Here is a 21,466-nt window from a genome sequence, read left to right as displayed (position 1 = left end):
ACTTTTTAACTTAAGTTGAGGCGCAGAAACCCGATAAAGCCTGCAAGCGTTATCAATAAATAGCCCTCCATCCCGGACGCGCTTGTTGCTCTCGATATTATTGTCGTGAGAAGCAGGTGCGTCTTCGGTTGGGCAGTGCCCCAGAGGTCTCGCCACATGCGACTCAACAGCCCCGTGACTCAGCAGGAACACGTCCTTTCTGCGGACGATCTCCTGATATCCCGTACCGACTTACAAGGCCGCATCACCTACGCCAATCCCGCCTTCATCAAGGTCAGCGGCTTCGAACTGGATGAACTGATCGGTGCCGATCACAATCTGGTGCGCCACCCTGACATGCCGCGTGAGGCCTTCAAGAATTTCTGGGAGACCCTTCAGGCGGGCAATGTCTGGAGCGGCCTGGTCAAGAATCGTCGCAAGAACGGGGACCATTACTGGGTTCGCGCCAACGTGGTACCCGTTACCGAGATGGGGCGTGTGGTGGGGTATGCGTCATTGCGTGTATGCCCGGGTCGGGAGGAAGTCGAGGCGGCCGAAAACGCCTACCGGCTCATCCGCGAAGGCAAGGGCAAGCGCTACCGCCTCGTACGCGGAGAACTGAGCAGGCGTGGCCTGCTGGCACGGGTGCGTGCCTTTCAATGGCGCTCTGCCGGGGTGCGTACGGCGCTGCTGACTCTGGTCAGCAGCATGGCCCTGATCGGTTCCATCGCCCAGGTCGTCATGCTGGAAGGCCTGGCGGCCAGCGTGCCTGCGCTGGCGCTGGATGGCGTGCTGTTGGCTGTCGTCATTGGTCTGGGCATCGGCATTTACCGCAGTATCGCTGCCGGTATCGACCGTTCGCGTCGTTTCGCCCTGCAGATGGCAGCCGGGAACCTCACGGTTCAGGAGCCCAGCCATGGCCGTGACGATATCGGCCGCCTGGTCGAAGCCCTGGCGACCATGAAAAAAGGATTGAGCGGCATCGTGGGTGACGTGAACCAGGGCATCGACTGCGTCAAACCCGCTGTCGATGCAATCCGCCACAGCAACGAGGCCATCTCGCGGCGCACCGACGGCCAGGCGGCCTCGGTCCAGCAGACCGCTGCCAGCATGGACGAGCTCACCACCACGGTGCAGCAGAATGCCGACAACGCCCATCAGGCCAGCGATCTGTCGTTGTCCAACGTGCGCGAGGTCGAGGCGGCCGGTGAAGGCATGACCCAGGTAGTCAGCCGCATGCAGGCGATCATCGAGAGCTCGCGCAGGATGGCCGAGATCGTTTCCGTGATCGATGGCATCGCCTTCCAGACCAACATCCTGGCTCTGAACGCCTCGGTTGAAGCGGCGCGTGCCGGCGACCAGGGCAAGGGGTTCGCAGTGGTGGCCGGTGAGGTGCGTAACCTGGCGGGACGCTCGGCGACGGCGGCCAAGGAGATCCATCAGCTGATTCGCAACTCCAACACCGAGATCGATGCCGGGGCCCGGGTGGTCAAGGACACTGAAGCGGCCATCCAGCGCGTGTTGACGGCCAGCCACCGGGTCAACGACATCATGCGTGAGATCAGCACCGCCTCGCGTGAGCAGCGCCATGGTATCGAGCAGATGGGCGATGCCGTCACGCAAATGGAGCAGGGGGTCCAGCAGAGTGCCGTGGAACTCCAGGCGACCTATGCTGCGACCCAGGCGTTGCAGGCCGAGACTCAGTCCTTGATCAATGCCATACGGGCGTTCCGTACCCGCCCCAGCGGTCAGGAGTTGACGGCTGAGCTCGGCACTCTGCCACGTATCGCCGGGCCAGCCCATGCGCCGCGTCAGCGCGAAGCGCTAATGGCAGGGTAGGCTGCACACTACTCGATGATCGAGGCGAAGACATCGTTCAGCCGGGTCAGTGCTGGCTTGATGAGCGGCAGCGGGCGTTGGTGTTTCATCAGGGCCTCTTCGCCGGCGTAGCTCAGCGTGATGGCCTGGGCCGCTGCCCAGCGCAGTGGCTCCGGCTCCCAGCGCTTGAGCAATTGCGCCGGACTCGTGTCGTCATGAGCCCAAGGCATGGCGGTGAAGGGGGTCTCTCGCTCGAGCAGAAGATCGGCGATCGTCCTGCCGAAAAGATGCGAGGCTGCCACCCCTTCGCCGGCATAGCCACCGGCGGTGGCGAGCCCGCTGTGACGATCGTAGATCGCATGCGGGCGAAAACGTCGCGATAGCCCCAGCGAGCCTCCCCAACCATGAGTGATGCGAACGTCCTTGAGTGACGGAAAGAGCGAGCAGAGCAGGGCATGGCGCTGGCGAATCGCTTTTGCGCCAATCGCGTAGTGGTTCTGGGGCCTGGCACCCATGCGGTAGGTACCCCGAGCCCCGAAGACGATCCGGCCGTCGGCAGTGCGCTGGCCATAGGTGATGATACGACTGGCATCGGCGAAGGCGGGGCGTTCCGCCAGGCCGATCTGGCGCCAGTGGCTTTCATCCAGCGGTTCGGTGGCGATGATGGCGCTCTGTACGGGAATGATGAACTTGCGCCAGTCATGGAATTGAGCGGCATAGCCTTCGGTCGCGCAAACGACCCTGGCTGCCGTTATCCTGCCCCCGTAAGCGCTCACTTCGCCCTCAGCGACATGTGTGGCCCGTGTCTGCTCGTATATGGTCACGCCGAGTCGCTCGACGACGCCGCCAAGCCCGGTGACCAGGCGAGCCGGGTTTACGGTCGCGACCTGACGGTGGAATATTCCCCCATAGCCATTCTCGATGCGCAACCGCTCGGACAGCGCAGTGGCATCGAGCCATTGGCAATCCGTCTCGCGGTGCCCCAGCGCCAGCAAGTGCTCGAGATAGTCGCGTTGAATGGCCTCCTGGTCGGGATAACGCGCCGCGGCGTAGATGGCCCCGCCCTTGTGGTAGTCGGCCTGGATGGCTTCTTGGTCGAGCACGTGACCTAGCTCGTCGACGTTGTCCGACACGAGGCCGCAGCACTCACGGCGCTGTGCAAGCGGCAGCCCTTCGAGCAGGCGCGACAGGCCCGCCAGGTTGCCGATCACCCAGCCGCCGTTACGCCCCGAGGCGCCATGCCCAACGCGCTCGGCCTCGATTATCGCGATATCCAGTGCCGGGTCGTGGCGCTTGAGATAATAGGCACACCAGAGACCAGTGAACCCAGCCCCCACGATCGCCACGTCAGCCTTGATATCGCCTTCCAGGCGGGGCCGACGCGGGTGGGGCGCGACCTGGGAAAGCCAGTAATTGTGCTGCGTATCGTCGTTCATGATCATCGGGCCCCGTCTCTGGTTAGCGTGCCATGCGCTCAGCATGCCGCATGCGGCACTCATCGGGAACCGTTGACGGCTTCGACCAGCCGTTGCCGCTCGTGCTCCTCGTAAAAGCTCGGGTCGTCGAACAGGTCGGGCTGGGTGTCATCGAAGATCATTTCAAGGGCCTCGGCACTGGTCTGCACCATGGGCTCGAAGTGGGCGGTACGGGTCCTTATATCGCTCACGCGGCGACGGCGGTAGATCGCGAACAGCCCCAGCAGCGTCAGCACGCCGGCGATATAGAAGGGCAAGGCATGGCCGCCGAGCGCAGTCATCAACGACCCGGCGGCCAGTGGCGCGACGGCACACCCGGCGCCGTGCATCACCAGCATGTCCGATGAACCGGAAACGATTTCGTCGGGATGCAACTGATCGATGAGTTGCGCCACGGAAAGAGGGTAGAGCGAGAACGCCAGCCCTCCCCAGAGGAAATACAGCCCGATCAATACCGGCTGGCTGGGGGCGAAGGGCAGGCTGGCGGCCAGGATCGCGGCAAGCAGGACCACTGCGATCATCACCCGGGGGCGATCGTGCTTGTCGGAAAAGCGCCCGATGGGGAGCTGCAGCAGGGCGCCGCCGACGATGGCCGCACTCATCACCCAGCCGACACCCTCCCTGTCGAAGCCCAATTGGGTCACGTAGACCGGGGTCATCGACCAGAATGCCCCCATGGCCAGACCGGACAGCGCTGCCGAGGCGACCGGCAGCGGGGCAAAGCCGAGCAGGCTTTTCAGACTGCTCTTGGGCCGATCGGAAATCGTGGGCTGCGCCCGCCGGGTCATGGTGATGGGCAGCAGTGCCCAGCAGATCAGGATCGAGATCAGGGCAAACAGCAGGAAGCCATCCTGGGTATCGAATCGGAGGATCTGTTGGGCGAGCGCGATGGCACCGAGATTGACCACCATGTAGCTGGCGAAGATACGCCCGCGCTCGTGCCCGGCTGCCTGGCTATTGAGCCAGCTCTCGATCACCGTGATCAGGGTGATGAACGACAGTCCATAGACGAAACGCAATCCCAGCCACGCCCAGGGATTGACGAAAATGACATGGAGCAGGGCCACCGATGCGCAGATGGCGGCACAGAAGGCGAACGTGCGGATATGCCCCATACGGCGGATCAGGCGCCCGCTGACCCAGGTGCCACAGATAAACCCGACGAAGTAGCCCGACATGACCATCCCCAGCAGGGCGCTGGAGAAGCCTTCGCTGGTACCCCGCAGGGTCAGGAGGGTATTCATCAAGCCGTTGCCGAGCAGCAGCAACGCGACGCTGTACAGAATGGCCCGAATGGGCCTGAGCAATGAAAGGGATCGCATGACGACGTCCTTGTGTCTCTTACCGATGCCTTGCATAGGGCGTGCCTGAAGCACACCCAGGTCGATCACTCCTGAAGGCGTTTATACATGACATGGGTATCCACCAGCCCGAGCCGAGCATGGCGATAGGCCTGGGGCACGGTCCCGACGATAGTGAAGCCCAGCGACTGCCAGAGTCCCACCGCCGCTTCGTTGGTGGCGACCACGGCATTGAACTGCATGGCGAGAAAGCCCGATTCGCGAGCGATCTTCTGTGAATGCTCGCACATGGCGCGGGCCACGCCCTTGCCGCGCGCTTCCGGTGCGACCATGTAGCCACAGTTGCAGACGTGATCGCCGGGGCCGGCGGCATTGGCTTTCAGGTAATAGGAGCCCAGCACCTCACCGTTCTCCTTGGCCACGAAGGTGGCTTGAGGAAGTTCGCACCAGAGTCGATATGCAGTGTCGTACGTCATGGCCGGATCCAGGGCATACGTCTCACGAGCCTCGACGATGGCGCGGAATACGGGCCAGAAGCGCTGGAACTCATGCTCGTTGATCGGGGTGATTTCCATGTTCAATGCCTTGCCGGATGATGAATCGGCATCTTCTCATGCACGCCGCGAGTCGCAAAGCCGGCACGGCGCCTGCCGGAACGGCGATACCATAGGCTGAACAGGGCGATGGCCAGCAGGGCTTCGGCCAGGTCGCCGCCGTAATACATGAGCTGCGCAGCGGCTTGGATGTCCTCGAGCGAGTGCGACGTGCCGCGCGGCCAGCCATAGCCGTACATCAACTTGCCCAGTACGCCGTGCGCAGCGATAGAGAGCGTCAGCACGCCCAGCCTGAGCCGCCGTGACACCCGATGGGGCGTGGCATCGGGGGCCGCGAGTATCGACCAGCAGAACAGGTAGCCCGCCACCAGGAAGTGAAAATGTAGCCAGTGATGCAGGATCGGCGAGTGCTGGGTGGCCACGAATAACGGGGTCAGGTATAGCAGATACATACCGCCGATGTTGAGCAGCAAGGTCACGCAGGGATGCGCAATCACCCGCACGGGGGCGCTTTGCAGCCACGCCACCACCCGGCGCGCGTACGGCGTAGGCAACTGGCGCAACAACAACGTCATCGGCGCAGCGAGAACCCAGGCCAGCGATACCAGCATGCCGATCGCCAGGTGCTGAACCATGTGACCGCGAAGGTCATGATGCGCCCAGTGCGCAACCGGTGGCGAGAGCGCGAGGATGAGTACCCCGCTACCGGCAAGAAAGGCCCAGGTGTGTAAGTGCGACCAACGACGGCGCTGGCCGTAGGCGGCCCACAGGTAAGCCACCGTCAGCACGCCTACGAGTACAAGCGCTACCATCAGCGATCCTGTGGCCCTGCGTGTTCGCCCTGGGCCGGCCCGTGTCGACTCGAGCTAGTTCGGTCGTACGTTCGGGCACGCTGGACGAGGGCCACGCCGAGCACCAGAAGGGCCACCGCAAACCCGTTCCAGGTCAGGTCATAGACGAGCAGATCGACGTCGTAGCGGATTTGGTGGATGCGCAACAGCTTATGGTTGACGAGGCCGTCGAACAGCTGGAATCCGCCCATGCCGAGGGCAATGCCGGCCCACACCCAAGGTCGGGCCAAGCGTTGACGTCGCGCCAGATCGGCGAGCAGAAAGCCACCGGCTATCAAGGCCAGCAATTCCACCGCATGCAATAGCCCATCGGAGACGATACCGATCCCTGGGGTCGCGCGGTCGAAGAAATGATGCCACTGCAAAAGCTGGTGAAAGACGATCTCGTCGATGGCCGCCATCAAGCCGATGCCTACCAGGACGGCATAGCGTAGCGAGCGTTTGGTATCTGGGGGCGGGGCGTCGCTCATGGTTTGAAGCTTCCTGGCTTGAAGACCCAGCGAAAGGCGTCAATGCTTGATACTCCATAACCTGAATTCTGGAGGCTCCATGCCACTATTTTTGAAGGCACGCCATTGGGTGGGTCTGGTTGCTCTCATTAGTGCGTCGGCCATTGCACAAGTCGACGACATCGAAGGTCAGGTCGACGAGGTGGACACCCTGGCGCAGACCCTGACGGTTCACGGCATCACGGTCTATGTGACCAATGACACCGAATTTACTGAAGAACTCAGTGGCCTTGAGGATATCCACGCAGGCGATAGCGTGGTGATCGACTACGAGTACGAAAACAGCCGCCACATAGCCAAGGAAATCGAGCGCGACGGCTGATCCGGGTCGGCGCCAATCACACCGAGCGTTAGAGCTGCTCGAGTACGGTATTGGCGCTGCTTTCGTGGACCCCCTTGGGATCGACGCCCAAGTACTCGATTACGCCATCGTTGGCGATCAGCGCAAAGCGCTTGCAGCGTGTACCCATACCGCCGCCGCTGGCATCCATGTCGAGTCCCAGTGCCTTGGCGAACTCGGCGTTGCCGTCGGCGACCATCACGATCTTCTGGGCCTTGTGCTCCTTCTGCCAGGCATCCAGAACAAAGGCGTCGTTGACCGCCATGCAGGCTATCGTATCCACACCCTTGGCGAGAATCTCATCGGCCTTTTCCACGAAGCCGGGCATATGGAAGTTCGAGCAGCCCGGGGTGAAGGCGCCGGGTACCGCGAAAAGCACCACTTTCTTGCCGGCAAACAGATCCCCGGTAGAGAGGTCTTCGGGCCCTTCGGAGCCATTGGTTTTCACGGTCACGTCGGGAATGCGGTCGCCTACTGAGATGGTCATGATTGCAGATCCTTTTGCGAAGAAATAATTGACGCCTTGTCACTGTAGCAAGGGGCCGGGACGAGTAAAGCGATGGCCACGCTCATCGAGGTCAGGGGGTGTTCCCGGGCGCGCCAGCGAACGCTTCGAAGACTTCCTGACCGGTCATGTTCGTCGTCTTGTTGGCGAAGGTATACAGGCCCGGCTTGTCGTCGATGAATATCTGGGTATCGAACTGCCAGGGTTCGCCTTGGTCGACCAGGCCGACGGGTACCGCGTAATGGCTGCCCTCACGCAAGCGATAGAAGAGGTGGGTGCCGCATTCACGGCAGAAGCCCCGTTCGGCCCATTCCGACGAGGCGAATACCGTGAGATGCTCCTCGCCTTGCAGATTGACCTGGGTGACCCCCTCGAGGGCCAGCATTGGCCCACCGGACCAGGTGCGGCACATGTGGCAATGGCAAGCCGCGACGCTGTGCCCCTCCGCTTTCACGCTAAGGGACACGGCGCCACATAGACATTTACCCTGGAATTCATTGTATTCCGTCATGACTGCGCTCCCCGATTGGTTTTACGCAGTGTAGTCGGCTTGGGAAACGCCATCAGTAACAAATGAGAGTGCAAGCGCACCCCGGGGTGTTCACTATTCTAGGCCCCCTTGAAGGCGCCAGGCAGACGCATTACGCCGGAGGATGTCACAGAAGCCGATAATCGGCTCGCTGTAGAAAGTGTTCTTTCTTGTCAGCAGGCCGAAAGGGGAGAGCGTACGACCCACCGCGAGAGAGAGCCTCTCGATGAGCCCCGCTGATAAATGGTCACGCAATACCGTTTCTGCCATGACCAGGAGGGCATCGCTCTTCTGCACTAGTTGCAAGGCGGCGAAAATCGAGCCGCACTCGATGATGTCTCTTGGCGACACCAGGCCCTCCATCTCGAACTCCTTTTCCAGGGCCTGGCGTGCTGGAGTCGTCATCGGTTGCAGAATCCAGGGCCAATCGTCGAGCAACGCTTCCAGCGGCGGCAGGTCTCCCGAGCAAAGCGGGTGACCACTACGCACGACCGTAATCATGGTTTCGTTGCCCAGAGGCTCAAAGTCGAATTGATTGTGCTGGATAGCGCTGGCGTAGCGAGCTATAGCGAGATCGACCTTGCCTTGCTCGAGAAGGTCGATCAGTTGGTCGCTGGTTTCCCCCATCAGGCGAATCTGCAGTAATGGTCGTTGGCGCTTCATTTCTATGATGGCCTGAGCCACCAGGTCCGGCGCGGCACCCATGATCGCGCCGACTGTCAACTGCCCCCGCCCTCCGAGCTGAAAGCGATGGACCTCTTCTGCACAGCGATCGAGGCGGGTCAGGGCGTTGTCAGCAAAGTCGATCAGCATTTCACCGACCGCGGTGGGCTGCATTCCACGAGTGGTGCGTTCGAACAATAGACAGCCGAACACCTTTTCGATCTCGCCCAGCATGCGTGTGGCTGCAGGTTGGGACATGAACATGGCATCGGCGGCCTGATGAAGATTTCGACGTTTGCCGAGCGTCGAAATCATCAGCAGATGCTTGTAGCGCAGTCGGCTGAGTAGTGCTTGATATCCCTCCATCGCCAAGCCCCGTTTATCGATACCTATAGATTATGTTACAAAGCCAGGCCCCAGACCCCGACATTAGTCTAATCCAGGGCTATGTGCGACTTACTCGGCTTTCACTGAAATCACTCTAGCATGCGGCTTGGCGTCAGTTGATAACAATAAGGTATCGGTTGAGAGAGTAATCTCATTGGTCGGCCTCGCCTCTCGTGAGTAGAACGTTACTAACAATCGATTTATGTCACAGGGGGAGTCCATGAGTGAAGTGACCATCAAGCAGGTGCGTGCCTATACCGTTCGTGGTGGCGGTGCCGATTACCACGACCAGGCTGAGGGCCACTGGATCGACTCCCAAATCGCCACCCCTATGAGCAAATATCCAGAATATCGTATGACCCGGCGCAGTTTTGGTTTGAATGTACTGGGCACGTTGGTGGTGGAACTGGAAGCAAGTGATGGCACGGTTGGTTTCGCGGTAACGACCGGTGGTGAAATCGGGGCTTGGATAGTCGAGAAGCATTTGGCGCGCTTCATCGAAGGTCGGCGCGTCACCGAGATCGAAAAGATCTGGGACCAGATGTTCAATGCCACGCTGTATTACGGACGCAAGGGCGTGGTGATCAATACCATCTCCTGTGTCGACCTCGCCTTGTGGGATCTGCTTGGTAAAGTGCGCGGCGAGCCGGTTCACCAACTGCTGGGGGGGCCTGTGCGTGACGAGTTGACCTTCTACGCTACCGGGGCCCGCCCCGATCTGGCCAAGCAGCTCGGTTTCATTGGCGGCAAGATGCCGCTGGTACATGGGCCGGCCGAGGGCGAGGAAGGACTGAACCGTAACCTGGCGCACCTGGCAGACATGCGCAGTGCCGTAGGCGATGATTTCTGGCTGATGTATGACTGCTGGATGAGTCTCGACCTCAATTACGCCACACGACTCGCCCAGGGGGCACAGGAATACGGCCTCAAGTGGATCGAAGAGGCACTCCCGCCCGATGACTACTGGGGCTATGCCCAGCTCAAGCGTGACGTGCCCAAGGGCATGTTGGTCAATACCGGCGAGCACGAGGCGACACGCTGGGGCTTCCGTCTGCTTCTCGAGATGGATTGCTGCGACGTCATTCAGCCGGACGTAGGCTGGTGCGGGGGCGTTACCGAGCTGATCAAGATCTCAGCACTGGCCGACGCCCACAATAAGCTCGTCGTGCCGCATGGCTCATCGGTCTATAGCTATCACTTCGTGATCACGCGCCACAACAGTCCCTTTGCCGAATTCCTGATGATGGCGCCCAAGGCGGACGAGGTGGTGCCGATGTTCAACCCGCTGCTGCTAGACGAGCCGGTGCCGGAGAATGGTCGAATGCCGGCATCTGCACTCGATAAGCCCGGGTTTGGGGTACGTCTCAACCCTGATTGTGAGCTGGCTCGTCCCTACACGCACTGATCGGTATCGAGAGGAGGAGAGCCATGCCGATACAGGCGTTTCGCATGACACTGCATCCCGGCCAGGCGGAGGAATACCGTCAACGCCATGACGCGCTTTGGCCGGAGCTTGCCGAAGCGCTACAGGCGGCCGGTGTCGAGGAGTATCGCATCTTCCTCGACCCGAAAACGCATCATCTGTTTGCGATCATGGTGCTGTGTGAAGACCATCGGACCGCCCATTTACCCGAGCTTGCGGTAATGCGCCGCTGGTGGGATTACATGGCAGATATCATGGACACCCATGAGGATCAGTCGCCTATCAGCGTCGACCTCGAAGAGGTGTTCACATTTCTGCCAGGAGCCCCTGTATGCAAGTGATCGATCCCCATGTGCACTTCTGGGCGCTCGCCCAGGGCAACCAGCCCTGGCTCGAGCATCCCACGCCAAATCTGCTCGGCGACTACGCGCCCATGGCGAAGGACTTTGGTCCCGGTGAATTGCTGACGGTTAGCGGCGATATCGAGCTTCTGGGCTTGGTACATGTCGAGGCCGATGCGGTAGATCCCCTGGCTGAAACCCGTTGGTTGGTGGACGAGCTGAACCGACAGGAAGTACGCCTGCCGAGTGCCTTGGTGGTGGGCGCCGATCTTTCCAAGCCGGAGGCCATCGACCACCTCGAGGCTCAGTGCGAACTGTCGAATCAGGTGCGCGGGGTTCGCCAGATTCTCAATGTTCATGCTGACCCGCTGTTTGATTATGTAGGCCGGCATTACATGGAGGAGGCTGGGTGGCAGGACAACTTTTCCCAACTGGCGCGTCTGGGGCTCTCCTTCGACCTTCAGATCTACCCCTCCCAGATGGCCCGAGCCGCACAACTGGCCGCAGAGCACCCCGAAACGTTGTTCGTGCTCAATCACGCCGGCATGTATGTCGACCGCCAAGGGGTGACGGGATGGCGGGCCTGGCGCGACGGCCTGCGCCTGTTGGCCGCCCAGAGCAATGTCATGGTCAAGCTCAGCGGCTTCGGCATGCTCGATCATGATTGGACGGTGGGCAGTATTCGTCCCCTGATTCTGGAGGCCATCGATGCCTTTGGCGTCGAGCGCTGCCTGTTTGCCTCGAACTACCCGGTGGATGGCCTCTACGCCGCTTACCAAGACATTTGGTACGCCTACGCCGAGATCGTCACCGAGGCATCGGCAGCGGAGCGACGTGCCCTATTCGTCGATAATGCCCGGCGTGTCTATCGGCTGTGACCGGTAGCTCGTCCACACCTTATTTTTCAGGAGTCCGTCATGCTGCTTAAGGACAAGACCGTCATCATCACCGGTGCTTCGCGTGGCATCGGTCGCGCCGCCGCTGTGGAATGCGCCCGGCAGGGGGCCAATATCATCATCGGCTACAGCGGCAGTGAGTCCAGTCGCCCCGCGGTGGAAGACTTGATTAACGAGATCGAGTCGCTGGGGCGGGGCGCTGTAGGTGTCGGGGCGCCGGCCGAAGACCCGGATACGGGCGATAAGCTGGTCGAGGCGGCCGTGAGCCACTTCGATGGTGTCGATGTGTTCGTCAACAACGCCGGTATCTGCCCTTTCCATAGTTTTCTCGATATGCCGCGCGAAACCTATCTAAAAACCGTCGATACCAACCTCAACGGTGCCTTCTTCGCCGTGCAGGCGGCCGCGAACCAGATGAAACGTCAAGGGCGGGGCGGCGCGATCATTGCCGTCAGTTCGATCAGCGCCTTGGTGGGCGGCGGTATGCAGACCCACTACACCCCAACCAAGGCCGGACTGTTGTCACTCATGCAGTCCTGCGCCATTGCTCTGGGACCCTACGGCATCCGCTGCAATGCCCTGTTGCCCGGCACGATCGAAACCGACATCAACAAGGACGATCTCGCCGACACCGACAAGCGTGAATACATGGCCAGCCGAACCCCGCTGGGACGCCTGGGCCGCCCCGAGGATCTGGCCGGCCCAATCGTCTTTCTGGCCTCGGACATGGCCCAGTACGTCACGGGTGCTTCGCTACTGGTCGACGGCGGCATGTACGTGAACCTGCAGTAACGCCCTTACCCATGCGCCATAGGCCAAGGAGATTTTCATGCATATGCCCGTCAACCCTTTCCGGCGCGCGCTGGCCGGCGGTGAGGTCCAATATGGCCTATGGGCCGGCTTCGCCACCGGCTATGCCGCAGAGATCGCGGCGAGCACCGGTTTCGACTGGATGCTGATCGATGGCGAGCATGCACCCAATACGGTGCCGGCGATTCTTGCCCAGCTACAGGCTGTGGCGCCCTACGATTCCGCTCCAGTGGTGCGCACCGTCAATCAGGATCCGGCATTGATCAAGCAGTTGCTGGATATCGGTGCCCAGACGCTGATGGTGCCCATGGTCGAGAGCGCCGACCAAGCCACGGCCCTGGTACGTGCCATGCGTTATCCGCCCCATGGCATGCGCGGCGTGGGGGGCGGCCTAGTACGCGCCACCCGCTGGGATGGTGTCGACGACTACTTGGCCCATGCGCATGAGGAACTCTGCCTTATCGTGCAGGTGGAGTCGCCTCGCGGTATCGAAAACGTGGAAGCGATTGCCGCCACGGAGGGCGTGGATGCCGTGTTCGTCGGACCCGCCGATCTATCGGTGGGAATGGGCCACCCCGGCAATCCCGGACACCCCGATGTTCAGGCTGCCATTGTTCATGCCATCGAGGCCGTCCAGGCGGCCGGTAAGCCGGTCGGTATTCTGGCCCCCGTCGAAGCCGACGCCCGCCACTATCAATCGATGGGGTGCCGATTCATTGCCGTGGGCATCGATATCAGCCTACTGCGACAGGCGGCCCTGGCCACCATTGCGCACTACAAGGAAGGGGCCTCCTCGGGGTCGGCCTCGTCAACCTACTAACCCGATTTGACCCATAACGACAACAGGAGTCCTGTCATGAGCCAGCCCACGACCTACCAGAACTACATCAACGGTACCTTCGAGTCGGCGAGCGACCACCTCGAGGTTTTCAATCCTGCGAACCAGGCGTTGCTGTCCCGGGTGCCGGAATCCGGTCGTGCCGATGTGGAACGCGCCCTGGCTGCTGCCCGGTCGGCTCAGAAGGGCTGGGTCGCGCGTCCCGCGGTGGAACGCGCTGCCTTCTTGCATCGCCTGGCAAGCAAGCTACGCGAGAACGTCCCCCATCTGGCCCGCGTCATCACCGAAGAGCAGGGTAAGGTCAGCGCCTTGGCCGAGGTCGAGGTCAATTTCACGGCAGATTATCTCGATTACATGGCCGAGTGGGGGCGGCGGATCGAAGGCGAGATCATCGAAAGCGACCGTCCCAACGAGAACATTTTCCTGTTTCGAAAGCCGCTGGGTGTGGTCGCTGGCATCCTGCCCTGGAACTTCCCGTTCTTCCTGATCGCCCGCAAGATGGCGCCGGCGCTGGTGACGGGCAACACCATCGTGATCAAGCCCAGCGAAGAGACCCCCAACAACTGCTTCGAGTTCGCCAAGCTGGTCGATACGCTGGGCCTGCCGCCAGGCGTGTTCAACGTGGTCAGCGGCAGCGGGGCCACGACCGGTAGCGCCCTGACCACCAGTCCGGAGGTCGACATGATCAGTTTCACCGGCAGCGTTGCCACCGGGTCACGGATCATGGCCAGTGCCGCTGACAATATCACCAAGCTCAATCTGGAACTGGGCGGCAAGGCACCGGCGATCGTGCTCGATGACGCCGATATCGACCTGGCAGTGAAAGCCATCCATGGCTCTCGCATCATCAATAGTGGCCAGGTTTGCAACTGCGCCGAGCGTGTCTATGTTCAGCGCGGTGTTGCCGAAGCCTTCGTCGAGAAGATGGCCAAGGCCATGGATGCTACCCGCTACGGTGATCCGCTGGCCCAAAGCGACCTGGACATGGGGCCGCTGATCAATCGCGCTGGCCTCGACAAGGTGGCTCAGATGGTCGAGGCCGCTCAGAGAGAAGGGGCTGAGCTGATCACCGGTGGCAAGGTCGCCGACCTTGGCGCGGGCTATCACTATCAGCCCACGGTGCTGGCCGGCTGCCGCCAGGAGATGACCATCATGCGTCAGGAGATCTTCGGCCCGGTATTACCGATTCAGATTGTCGACGACCTGGATGAAGCCATTGGCCTGGCCAACGATTGCGAGTACGGCCTCACATCGTCCATCTATACCCGCAGTCTCAAAAACGCCATGCAGGCGTGCCGTGGCCTCGATTTCGGCGAGACCTACGTCAACCGTGAAAACTTCGAGGCCATGCAAGGCTTCCACGCCGGGGTGCGCAAGTCGGGCATCGGCGGGGCTGACGGCAAGCATGGGCTCTACGAATACACCCATAGCCATGTGGTTTACCTCGAGACCTGAGCCTCATCAATAACAAAGGGGTGAGTTTTCATGACTGACACGATAAAGACACAGTCGGCAGGGGGCGAATCAGCCCCGGTCGGAGGAGAGTACGAGCGCCAACCAGTGCCCGATAGGGCCCGGATGGGATTCAAGAGCTTCATCGGCATGTATGCCGGCGAACATACCGCCGGCACCGAGCTGATGATTGGCCCTCTGTTCGTGCTGGCAGGGGTAGGGGCCTTCGATGTGATCGTGGGGTTGATCATCGGCAATCTGCTAGCAGTGTTGAGCTGGCTGTTGCTAACTGCCCCTATTGCTACACGGGTTCGGCTGACGCTGTATTACCATCTGGAAAAGATCGCGGGCCGCTATACGGTCATTCTTTATAATTTGGCCAACGGCCTGGCGTTCTGTTTCCTGGCGGGCGCGATGATCACCGTTTCGGCAACGGCGGTGGGGGTCTGGTTTGGCTTCCCGTTGCCGACCCTCGCCGACATGACCCCCAGCAGCTTAGGCTGGGTGCTCAGCGTACTAGCGGTTGGCATCGTCATCACGCTGGTGGCGGCATATGGTTACCGTTTCGTGTCTTGGTTCGCCAATATCGCCGCGCCCTGGATGGTATTGATCTTTCTCGGCTTCGGTATCGTCTCGCTCAAATGGTTCATTGATGCATCGGGCTCCAGCGTGACCTCGGCTGGTGACCTTTGGGCACTGGCCGACACGGCGATTTGGACTGGAGTGCAAGTGCCGGGCCAGCCAACCTTCTCCATATGGCATGTGATCTTTTTCGCCTGGTTCGCGAACATGGCCATGCATGTCGGTATGGCCGATCTTTCGGTACTGCGTTTCGCACACAAGAGTTGGTATAGCATCGCCTCCGCAGCGGGAATGTACGTTGGCCATTTCATGGCCTGGCTGGCCGCCTCCATGCTGTTCGCCTTTCAGATGTACGAGGCAGGACTAACGAGTGACAGTGCGATGATCGCCGCAGCGGAAGCCGGTAACATCCCGAATCCTTTACCCGGGCCATTGGCCGATCAAGCGCTGGGCGTGGCGGGATTGATCTGTGTGATCATCGCTGGTTGGACGACCGCCAACCCGACGATCTACCGGGCAGGGCTGGCTTTCCAGGCGATCATTCCCAGTGCCTCACGCTTCAAGGTGACGATAGCGACCGGGCTCCTGACCACGCTTGTGGCCATGTTTCCGGGGGTAGCCATGCAACTGCTGGGTTTCGTGGCACTGTACGGGTTGCTTTTGATGCCGATCGGCGCGGTGATCTTTATCGATTTCTGGGTGTTGCCCAAGCTAGGACTGAAAAGCTTCCATGCAGAATACGCAGGGCATCGGATGACTTATCCGGTGCTTGGTGCTTGGCTAATCACGCTGGCCATCTGTCTGGTGCTCGTTGAGTTCGCCGGTATCGAGATCTTCTTCGTGGCCTTGCCGGGTTGGTTCATCGCCGCAATATTGTTCATCAGCTTGAGCTTCGTAGCCCAGCGTAATCCATCCTCAAGGGTAGCACGTCAAACCTCCGGGCAAGACAAGGGCGCTACTGTCCCTGCCTCAGGTACGAATAAGGGATTATCGCTATGAAAAAAATGCTGCAAGTAATCTCAGTATTTATGTTGATCCTGACCGCACTCTTTCCAATGCTTTTCTTGTTCGATGTCATGAGCGAGGCAGCGATGAAGTGGTCGGTACTAGCCACCACTATCGTCTGGTTCCTGGTGACACCGCTATGGATGGGAAGAGAAGCATCCGTTGAGTGACCGATGCGCCCACGAGAGCCCCGGGATTCGTTAGCCCGGGGTTTCCTGTTGGGCTCATACCTGCTGTGGTAATAGTGTACGTAGATAACGAGCGCCGTCTTCGATGTCATGGACATCGATTTCATCCATGAGAATATTGATGTAAGGCTTGCTCTCACCGAGCTGCTCAAACAGGAACGGATAGTCGAGTAAGCCCTTGCCTAATGGCGCCGGGCGAAGCGAACCATTCTCTATAATGAAATCCTTGGCATGGATGACGACGATTCGGTCGCCCCAGCCATCGATGGCTTCCTTGAGGATATCTCGTTGCTGGTGATAGTTATCGGCGGTCAGGAAATTGACAGGATCGAAAATAATCTGCAAGTTGTTCGAGTCGACGCTTTCCAGCAAGCGTCTGACCTTGTCTGGTGAATGAAGCGGGTGGTTCACGCCGGGCTCGATACCCACCATGACACCAAACTTTTCGGCTTCCTCCACTAGTTCCTTGACCACCTCGACGACTTCCAGGAAGGGGGCTTCGTTAAAGTTCTCCTCGGTATAGACGATATCGGCATTTATATTGCCCGTTTCCGTGCCGACGATGCTACAACCGAAGTCCCTAGCAAATCGTATATGATCCTTGAAGCGAGCCAAGGCTCGGCGTCTTTCGTTGGGATCGGGATGAATGATATTGACATAACAGCCCAGCACGGCAATCTGGATATCGGCTCTTTGGAACGCTGCGCCAATATAATTGGCTATTCCGGGGTTTAGATTCCCTACGTCCGAAGGAAAGTCGAACGACTTGCCAAGTGCAAGCTGGGTGCAGCGCAAGCCGCGGTTAGCCAGATCCGCGACCAGCTCGTCGAGTGGCTTTTTCGGTAGGTCGTGTGCTCTGATTCCAATATTCATAAGCAATCCGTTGCGTTATCGCCCTATACAGGGCGATAACACGTATTTAAATAAGTTAGGTATCGGGGGTGATCGAATGCTGCCTGCTATACAGGCAACACCGTAAGTCATTAGTTGTTGCTAAGTTCCTTGACCTGCTCGTAGAGAGCATGTTGCTCGGGATTGTCCTTCAGCCTCTCGTACATGGGTTGTACGGCTTCCTGGAAGGGCGTGATATCGACCTCATTGATCTCGACGTCAAATTCATTCTTGATCTGCTCCCGTGCTTCAGCAACGGCTTCTGCCCACTCATCGAGCTGGAACTCGGTGGATTCCCGAATGGATTCCATTACCGCTTCGCGTTGGTCCTCGGAGAGAGACTCGAGCGCGCTGTTGCTTATCAGAATGATGTCCGGAATACGGGTGTGGCCATCGAGGGAGTAGTAGTCGACGACTTCACCATGGCGTGCCGTAGTTAGGGCGAATTCATTGTTCTCCGCACCGTCCAGCACCCCTTGCTGTAATGCCGTGTACACCTCCTCCTGGGCCATGACGACAGGCGAGGCGCCTAGAAGCTCCATCGTATCGACAGCGGTCTGGCTCTGCATCACGCGGATTTTCTTGCCAGTCAGGTCAGAGACTTCTTCAATGGGGGTATCCGCCATGTAAAAGTTACGCTGTCCCGAGTCGTACCAGCCTACCCCCACGAAGCCTTGATCCTTTGTCGATTGATACACGTCGTTCATGATGGATTGATCGTTCATGACCTTGCGGAAGTGCTCCTGGTCATCGAACAGGTAGGGCATCGAAAATACTTGATAAAGGGGTGAAAAACTCCCCATCAAGCCACCTGAGACCTTGGTCATATCAACAGCGCCGGTCTGGAGCATCTCTACAAGTTCGGTTTCTCCACCCAGTTGGCTATCGGGGAAATAAGTGACGCTTACCGAGCCCTCCGACTTTTCTTCGACCAGCTCGCCGAACTTGGCCAAGGCATCTTTGACGGGTTGTGAGTTCTGGGCGTAAGCCAGCTTGAGATTGACATCCTGTTGTGCATGGGCAGTGCTTCCCCCGACTGCCAGGAGTGCTACAGCGGTCGTCAGCAGGGTTTTGGAATAGCGCGGCGTGGTCATGATCGACTCCTTGTTTGCTGTTGTTGAGGCTATGCTGTCCATGATCGGACCGGGTGTTATAGATAAGTTCTCATGTATTCGGATAAACATAGAATTGCCATGGCCTGACCGTAGGGCATGGACGTCAAGGGAATGTTTCGGTAGTAATCGAGATCGTCCCCCATGGCCGTGCCGAACGAGACTTGCTCTAGCTCTCCATCGGCGTTGATATTGCTGATAACGCCCTTGACTGCTTTCTCGGCGGTTGCATAGTGCTTGGCGTCGATATAACGCAGACGAACGGCCTTCATCAGCCCGTAGGCGAAACCGGCGGAAGCGGATGCCTCCAGGTAAGAATCGTGATCGTCCAGCAAGGTATGCCAAAGGCCTGAGTCGGATTGCCACTGGGTAAGTGCCTCGACCTGCGATTCGAGCACCTGGATCAAAAAGCGTCGTAGAGCGTCGTTCTCGGGTAGATCGAGAAGTTCGAGGAATTCGGGAATGACAATGGTCAGCCAGCTATTGCCGCGGGCCCATAATGCATTTGCAAAGTTATGATGCCCGTCGAAGGTCCAGCCATGGAACCAGGCCCCCGTCTGGCGATCCATCAAATACTGAACGTGCAGCAGGAATTGGTACTTGGCTTCTTCTACATACTCGGGCCGGTCGAGTAAGAGGCCGATCTTGGCCAGGGGAAGCACGCTCATCATCAGGGTGTCGTCCCACAGCTGCTGATGATTTTCGCTGTTGTAGACGACATGCTGCAGTCCACCCTTGTCGGTACGGGGCATGTCGTACATGACCCAATCAGCCCACGCCTGGAGGTAAGGGAGCCACTCCTTGCGGTGGGTCTCTTCATAGCGGTAGGCGAGAGTCAGGAAGGGGCAGACCGTATTGACATTCTTCGTTGCCAGAGGCTCGCTGAAACGATCCCGGAACCAGCCATCGATGATGGCCAGGGCCGCTTGATCGCCCGTCTGCTCGTAGTACTTGTACATGCCATACAGGCCGATACCGTGGGTCCACTCCCAGCCCGCCCAGCCTTTAGTATCGATGGTGCGGCCGTCGTCAAGGTGAAGTAGGAACTCTCCGGTTTCATCCTTGATATTGATCAGGTTATCGATGCAGCGCTTGATCAATTCCGTGACATCATGCTTATCGATGAAACGCTCTTCCTGTTTCAGGAGCTTACTATGTTTTACGTTGAACACTTTCATCGGTCGTTCCTGGTCAGTTCGGTTCAAAGGCCCATTATGCGTGGGAGGAATAGTGTGATTTCAGGTATGTAGGTCAGCAGGATCAGGATCAAGAAGATGACCGCATAGAAAGGAAGAAGGGGAACTAGCAGTTTCTCTACCTTCTCTTTCGCCACACCAGCGCCTACGAAAAGCCCCGTGCCTACGGGAGGGGTAATGGTGCCAATGCAGAGGTTGAACACCATAATGATGCCGAAATGCACGGGATCGATGCCGATGAGCTTGGTGATGGGAAGCAAGATGGGTGTAAAGATGAGAATCGCCGGACCGATATCCATGAAACAGCCGATCACGAGGAGCAAGAGTGTAATGATCATCAGCACGATGACCGGATTTTCGGATATGCCGAGTATGGCTGTGCTCAACGCGGCGGGAAGACCGGTAATCGACATGGCGAATGACATGGCAGAAGACGCTGCCAGCAGAAACATGATGACGCCAGTGGTTTCGGTGGCCTTGATTAATGATGTGCTGAAAGACCCAAGGTTTATTGTCTTATAGACGACCATGGTTAAAAACATCGTATATATGACGGAGATGGCAGACGCTTCGACTGCAGTGAAAACACCTAGCACGATGCCGCCAATAATGATGACGATCAAGAACAGGCTCGGCATGGCATCAAGAATTATTTTTTTTACGGAGGCATCCCTTATCTCGATCCTCGTGGTGTAGCCGCGTGATTTCGCGACGAGAAAGGCAACGAGAATGCAGCCGATCCCCCATAGGCAGCCTGCAACGAGACCACCAGCAAACAGAGCGGATATCGATGTGCCTCCTGAGGCCAGGGCATACAGTATGAAGGCCGTTGTCGGCGGTATGAGCATACCGGTTGGTGCCGAAGCGATGTTGGCAGCTGCCGAGAAGGGGCGGCTATAGCCCTCCTTGACCCCCATCGGAACCATGACTCCGCCAATTGACGTCGAGGCGGCAATCGCTGAACCCGAGATGGCCCCGAACATCATGTTGCCGACGATATTGGTATGGGCCAGGGAACCCGGGATACGCCCACCAAACAATTTGGCAAAGTTAACCAGGCGCAAGGCAATGCCGCCATTATTCATGAGGACGCCGGATAGAATAAAGAAGGGCACCGCAAGCAGGGTAAAGCTATCCAGGCTAGATACCATCTTTTGTGCCGTTGTAAAGATGGCGATTTCTGCCGGCAACGCGATGATGATGGTCGCCATGGATGAAACAGCGATGCATATCCCAATAGGCATGCCGAGCACAAGTAATACGAAGAACGATAGGACCAAGACGACCCCGGCATCCATGATCATGACGTTACGCCCCTATTCTTCTTCGGTGACTTGACTATGTCGCTTATGTTGAGTAAGCAATAAATGATAATGATGGCCCCAGATACGGGAAGAGAGAGGTAGAGAAGTCCTTTGGGAACCTGGAGCATCGGGTAAACTTGACTCATGGTATTGAGTGTCGATTGAGTCCCGCCGTATAACAGGATAAATGCAGCAAACGCGATGAAGAATAATTCTATCAATATGTTGGATATGTGCTTCAGTATGCCGTCTAATCGATCGGTTAATAGCGTTAAACTGACATGCTCTCTTTGTCCTGCAACATAGGCTATAGCTATGAGGGATAGCCAAACGAGCGAAAACTTCAGGAATGATTCCGATACGGTGCTTGGGCTATTGAGGACATAGCGGCTGATTACCTGCCAACTCGCCACGATGACCATGAGCAGGAATATCGAACAGCAGAAAAACTGTATGATTCTGTCTAATAGCTTGCGCACCGTGATCACGATCTACTCCTTCATTGTCCCGGCCACCC

At 58.7% G+C, this 21,466-nt stretch carries 22 protein-coding genes and 1 pseudogene; 10 read left to right on the top strand and 13 right to left on the bottom strand.

Annotated features, from left to right (window positions below; all coding sequences use genetic code 11):
- Positions 1-156 precede the first annotated feature (156 nt).
- Positions 157-1,818: a methyl-accepting chemotaxis protein gene (locus JH15_RS05385; protein ID WP_052383907.1), complete on the top strand. Its 1,662-nt coding sequence runs from the start codon at positions 157-159 to the stop codon at positions 1,816-1,818.
- Positions 1,819-1,826: 8 nt separating this feature from the next.
- Here JH15_RS05385 and JH15_RS05380 read toward each other — a convergent pair whose 3' ends face one another.
- The 5 genes from JH15_RS05380 to JH15_RS05360 all read right to left on the bottom strand — a co-directional run bounded on the left by JH15_RS05380 (position 1,827) and on the right by JH15_RS05360 (position 6,448).
- Positions 1,827-3,233, bottom strand: a complete 1,407-nt coding sequence (locus JH15_RS05380; protein WP_043528879.1) for an NAD(P)/FAD-dependent oxidoreductase — start codon at positions 3,231-3,233, stop codon at positions 1,827-1,829.
- 59 nt (positions 3,234-3,292) lie between these two features.
- Positions 3,293-4,594 carry an MFS transporter gene (locus JH15_RS05375; RefSeq protein ID WP_043528876.1) on the bottom strand — a complete coding sequence of 434 codons (1,302 nt, stop codon included), beginning with the start codon at positions 4,592-4,594 and terminating at the stop codon, positions 3,293-3,295.
- 65 nt (positions 4,595-4,659) lie between these two features.
- Positions 4,660-5,148: a GNAT family N-acetyltransferase gene (locus tag JH15_RS05370; protein ID WP_043527718.1), complete on the bottom strand. Its 489-nt coding sequence runs from the start codon at positions 5,146-5,148 to the stop codon at positions 4,660-4,662.
- Positions 5,149-5,150: 2 nt separating this feature from the next.
- Positions 5,151-5,939 carry a cytochrome c oxidase assembly protein gene (locus JH15_RS05365; RefSeq protein WP_052383906.1) on the bottom strand — a complete coding sequence of 263 codons (789 nt, stop codon included), beginning with the start codon at positions 5,937-5,939 and terminating at the stop codon, positions 5,151-5,153.
- On the bottom strand, positions 5,939-6,448 hold the full coding sequence (locus JH15_RS05360; RefSeq protein ID WP_052383905.1) for a DUF2243 domain-containing protein: 510 nt from the start codon (positions 6,446-6,448) through the stop codon (positions 5,939-5,941). The genes JH15_RS05365 and JH15_RS05360 overlap by 1 nt, the downstream gene beginning before the upstream one ends.
- A 79-nt stretch (positions 6,449-6,527) precedes the next feature.
- On the opposite strand from JH15_RS05360, the gene JH15_RS05355 reads away from it, so the two are divergent.
- Positions 6,528-6,809 (top strand): DUF5666 domain-containing protein, encoded by a 282-nt coding sequence (locus tag JH15_RS05355; RefSeq protein WP_043527716.1) that lies wholly within the window; start codon positions 6,528-6,530, stop codon positions 6,807-6,809.
- A gap of 28 nt (positions 6,810-6,837) precedes the next feature.
- Here JH15_RS05355 and JH15_RS05350 read toward each other — a convergent pair whose 3' ends face one another.
- From JH15_RS05350 to JH15_RS05340, 3 genes are all read right to left on the bottom strand, one after another.
- Positions 6,838-7,314 carry a peroxiredoxin gene (locus tag JH15_RS05350; RefSeq protein WP_043527714.1) on the bottom strand — a complete coding sequence of 159 codons (477 nt, stop codon included), beginning with the start codon at positions 7,312-7,314 and terminating at the stop codon, positions 6,838-6,840.
- A 91-nt stretch (positions 7,315-7,405) separates the two neighbouring features.
- Complete coding sequence (locus JH15_RS05345; protein WP_043527713.1) at positions 7,406-7,843, bottom strand: GFA family protein; 438 nt, start codon at positions 7,841-7,843, stop codon at positions 7,406-7,408.
- A gap of 93 nt (positions 7,844-7,936) precedes the next feature.
- A complete protein-coding gene (locus JH15_RS05340; RefSeq protein ID WP_043527710.1) occupies positions 7,937-8,890 on the bottom strand; it encodes a LysR family transcriptional regulator in 954 nt (317 codons plus the stop codon).
- A 241-nt stretch (positions 8,891-9,131) separates the two neighbouring features.
- Between JH15_RS05340 and rhmD the strand changes: the two genes are divergently transcribed.
- The 8 genes and pseudogenes from rhmD to JH15_RS05300 all read left to right on the top strand — a co-directional run bounded on the left by rhmD (position 9,132) and on the right by JH15_RS05300 (position 16,428).
- A complete protein-coding gene (rhmD, locus tag JH15_RS05335; protein ID WP_043527708.1) occupies positions 9,132-10,316 on the top strand; it encodes an L-rhamnonate dehydratase in 1,185 nt (394 codons plus the stop codon).
- A gap of 23 nt (positions 10,317-10,339) precedes the next feature.
- A complete protein-coding gene (gene rhaM / locus JH15_RS05330) occupies positions 10,340-10,675 on the top strand; it encodes an L-rhamnose mutarotase (protein WP_156105249.1) in 336 nt (111 codons plus the stop codon).
- Positions 10,666-11,553: an amidohydrolase family protein gene (locus tag JH15_RS05325; protein ID WP_043527706.1), complete on the top strand. Its 888-nt coding sequence runs from the start codon at positions 10,666-10,668 to the stop codon at positions 11,551-11,553. Before rhaM ends, JH15_RS05325 begins: the two co-directional genes overlap by 10 nt.
- A gap of 39 nt (positions 11,554-11,592) precedes the next feature.
- Entirely contained in the window at positions 11,593-12,363 is a 771-nt protein-coding gene (locus JH15_RS05320; RefSeq protein ID WP_043527704.1) for an L-rhamnose 1-dehydrogenase Lra1, read from the top strand.
- A 37-nt stretch (positions 12,364-12,400) separates the two neighbouring features.
- Positions 12,401-13,120, top strand: a pseudogene (locus JH15_RS05315) (HpcH/HpaI aldolase family protein); the annotation flags it as partial.
- A gap of 117 nt (positions 13,121-13,237) precedes the next feature.
- Complete coding sequence (gene aldA / locus JH15_RS05310) at positions 13,238-14,674, top strand: aldehyde dehydrogenase (protein ID WP_043527699.1); 1,437 nt, start codon at positions 13,238-13,240, stop codon at positions 14,672-14,674.
- A 30-nt stretch (positions 14,675-14,704) separates the two neighbouring features.
- Positions 14,705-16,252 (top strand): purine-cytosine permease family protein, encoded by a 1,548-nt coding sequence (locus JH15_RS05305; protein ID WP_043527697.1) that lies wholly within the window; start codon positions 14,705-14,707, stop codon positions 16,250-16,252.
- Complete coding sequence (locus JH15_RS05300) at positions 16,249-16,428, top strand: hypothetical protein (protein WP_043527694.1); 180 nt, start codon at positions 16,249-16,251, stop codon at positions 16,426-16,428. Before JH15_RS05305 ends, JH15_RS05300 begins: the two co-directional genes overlap by 4 nt.
- A 54-nt stretch (positions 16,429-16,482) precedes the next feature.
- On the opposite strand, the gene JH15_RS05295 is transcribed toward JH15_RS05300, so the two are convergent.
- The 5 genes from JH15_RS05295 to JH15_RS05275 form a co-directional block, all read right to left on the bottom strand.
- Positions 16,483-17,319 carry a sugar phosphate isomerase/epimerase family protein gene (locus JH15_RS05295; RefSeq protein WP_043527693.1) on the bottom strand — a complete coding sequence of 279 codons (837 nt, stop codon included), beginning with the start codon at positions 17,317-17,319 and terminating at the stop codon, positions 16,483-16,485.
- A 110-nt stretch (positions 17,320-17,429) separates the two neighbouring features.
- Positions 17,430-18,431, bottom strand: a complete 1,002-nt coding sequence (locus JH15_RS05290; RefSeq protein ID WP_043527690.1) for a TRAP transporter substrate-binding protein — start codon at positions 18,429-18,431, stop codon at positions 17,430-17,432.
- A gap of 56 nt (positions 18,432-18,487) precedes the next feature.
- Positions 18,488-19,627, bottom strand: a complete 1,140-nt coding sequence (gene bglB, locus JH15_RS05285; protein WP_043527687.1) for a beta-galactosidase BglB — start codon at positions 19,625-19,627, stop codon at positions 18,488-18,490.
- A 23-nt stretch (positions 19,628-19,650) separates the two neighbouring features.
- The gene (locus JH15_RS05280; RefSeq protein WP_043527685.1) at positions 19,651-20,949 is read right to left on the bottom strand and encodes a TRAP transporter large permease; all 1,299 of its coding nucleotides are present in this window, start codon (positions 20,947-20,949) and stop codon (positions 19,651-19,653) included.
- Complete coding sequence (locus JH15_RS05275) at positions 20,946-21,437, bottom strand: TRAP transporter small permease (protein WP_043527683.1); 492 nt, start codon at positions 21,435-21,437, stop codon at positions 20,946-20,948. The genes JH15_RS05280 and JH15_RS05275 overlap by 4 nt, the downstream gene beginning before the upstream one ends.
- Positions 21,438-21,466: the final 29 nt, after the last annotated feature.

The sequence above is a fragment of the Litchfieldella xinjiangensis genome (assembly GCF_000759345.1).
Taxonomy (GTDB): domain Bacteria; phylum Pseudomonadota; class Gammaproteobacteria; order Pseudomonadales; family Halomonadaceae; genus Litchfieldella_A; species Litchfieldella_A xinjiangensis.
Note: the sequence above shows the minus strand (reverse complement) of the source record. Positions and strands in the feature narration are given on the sequence as shown.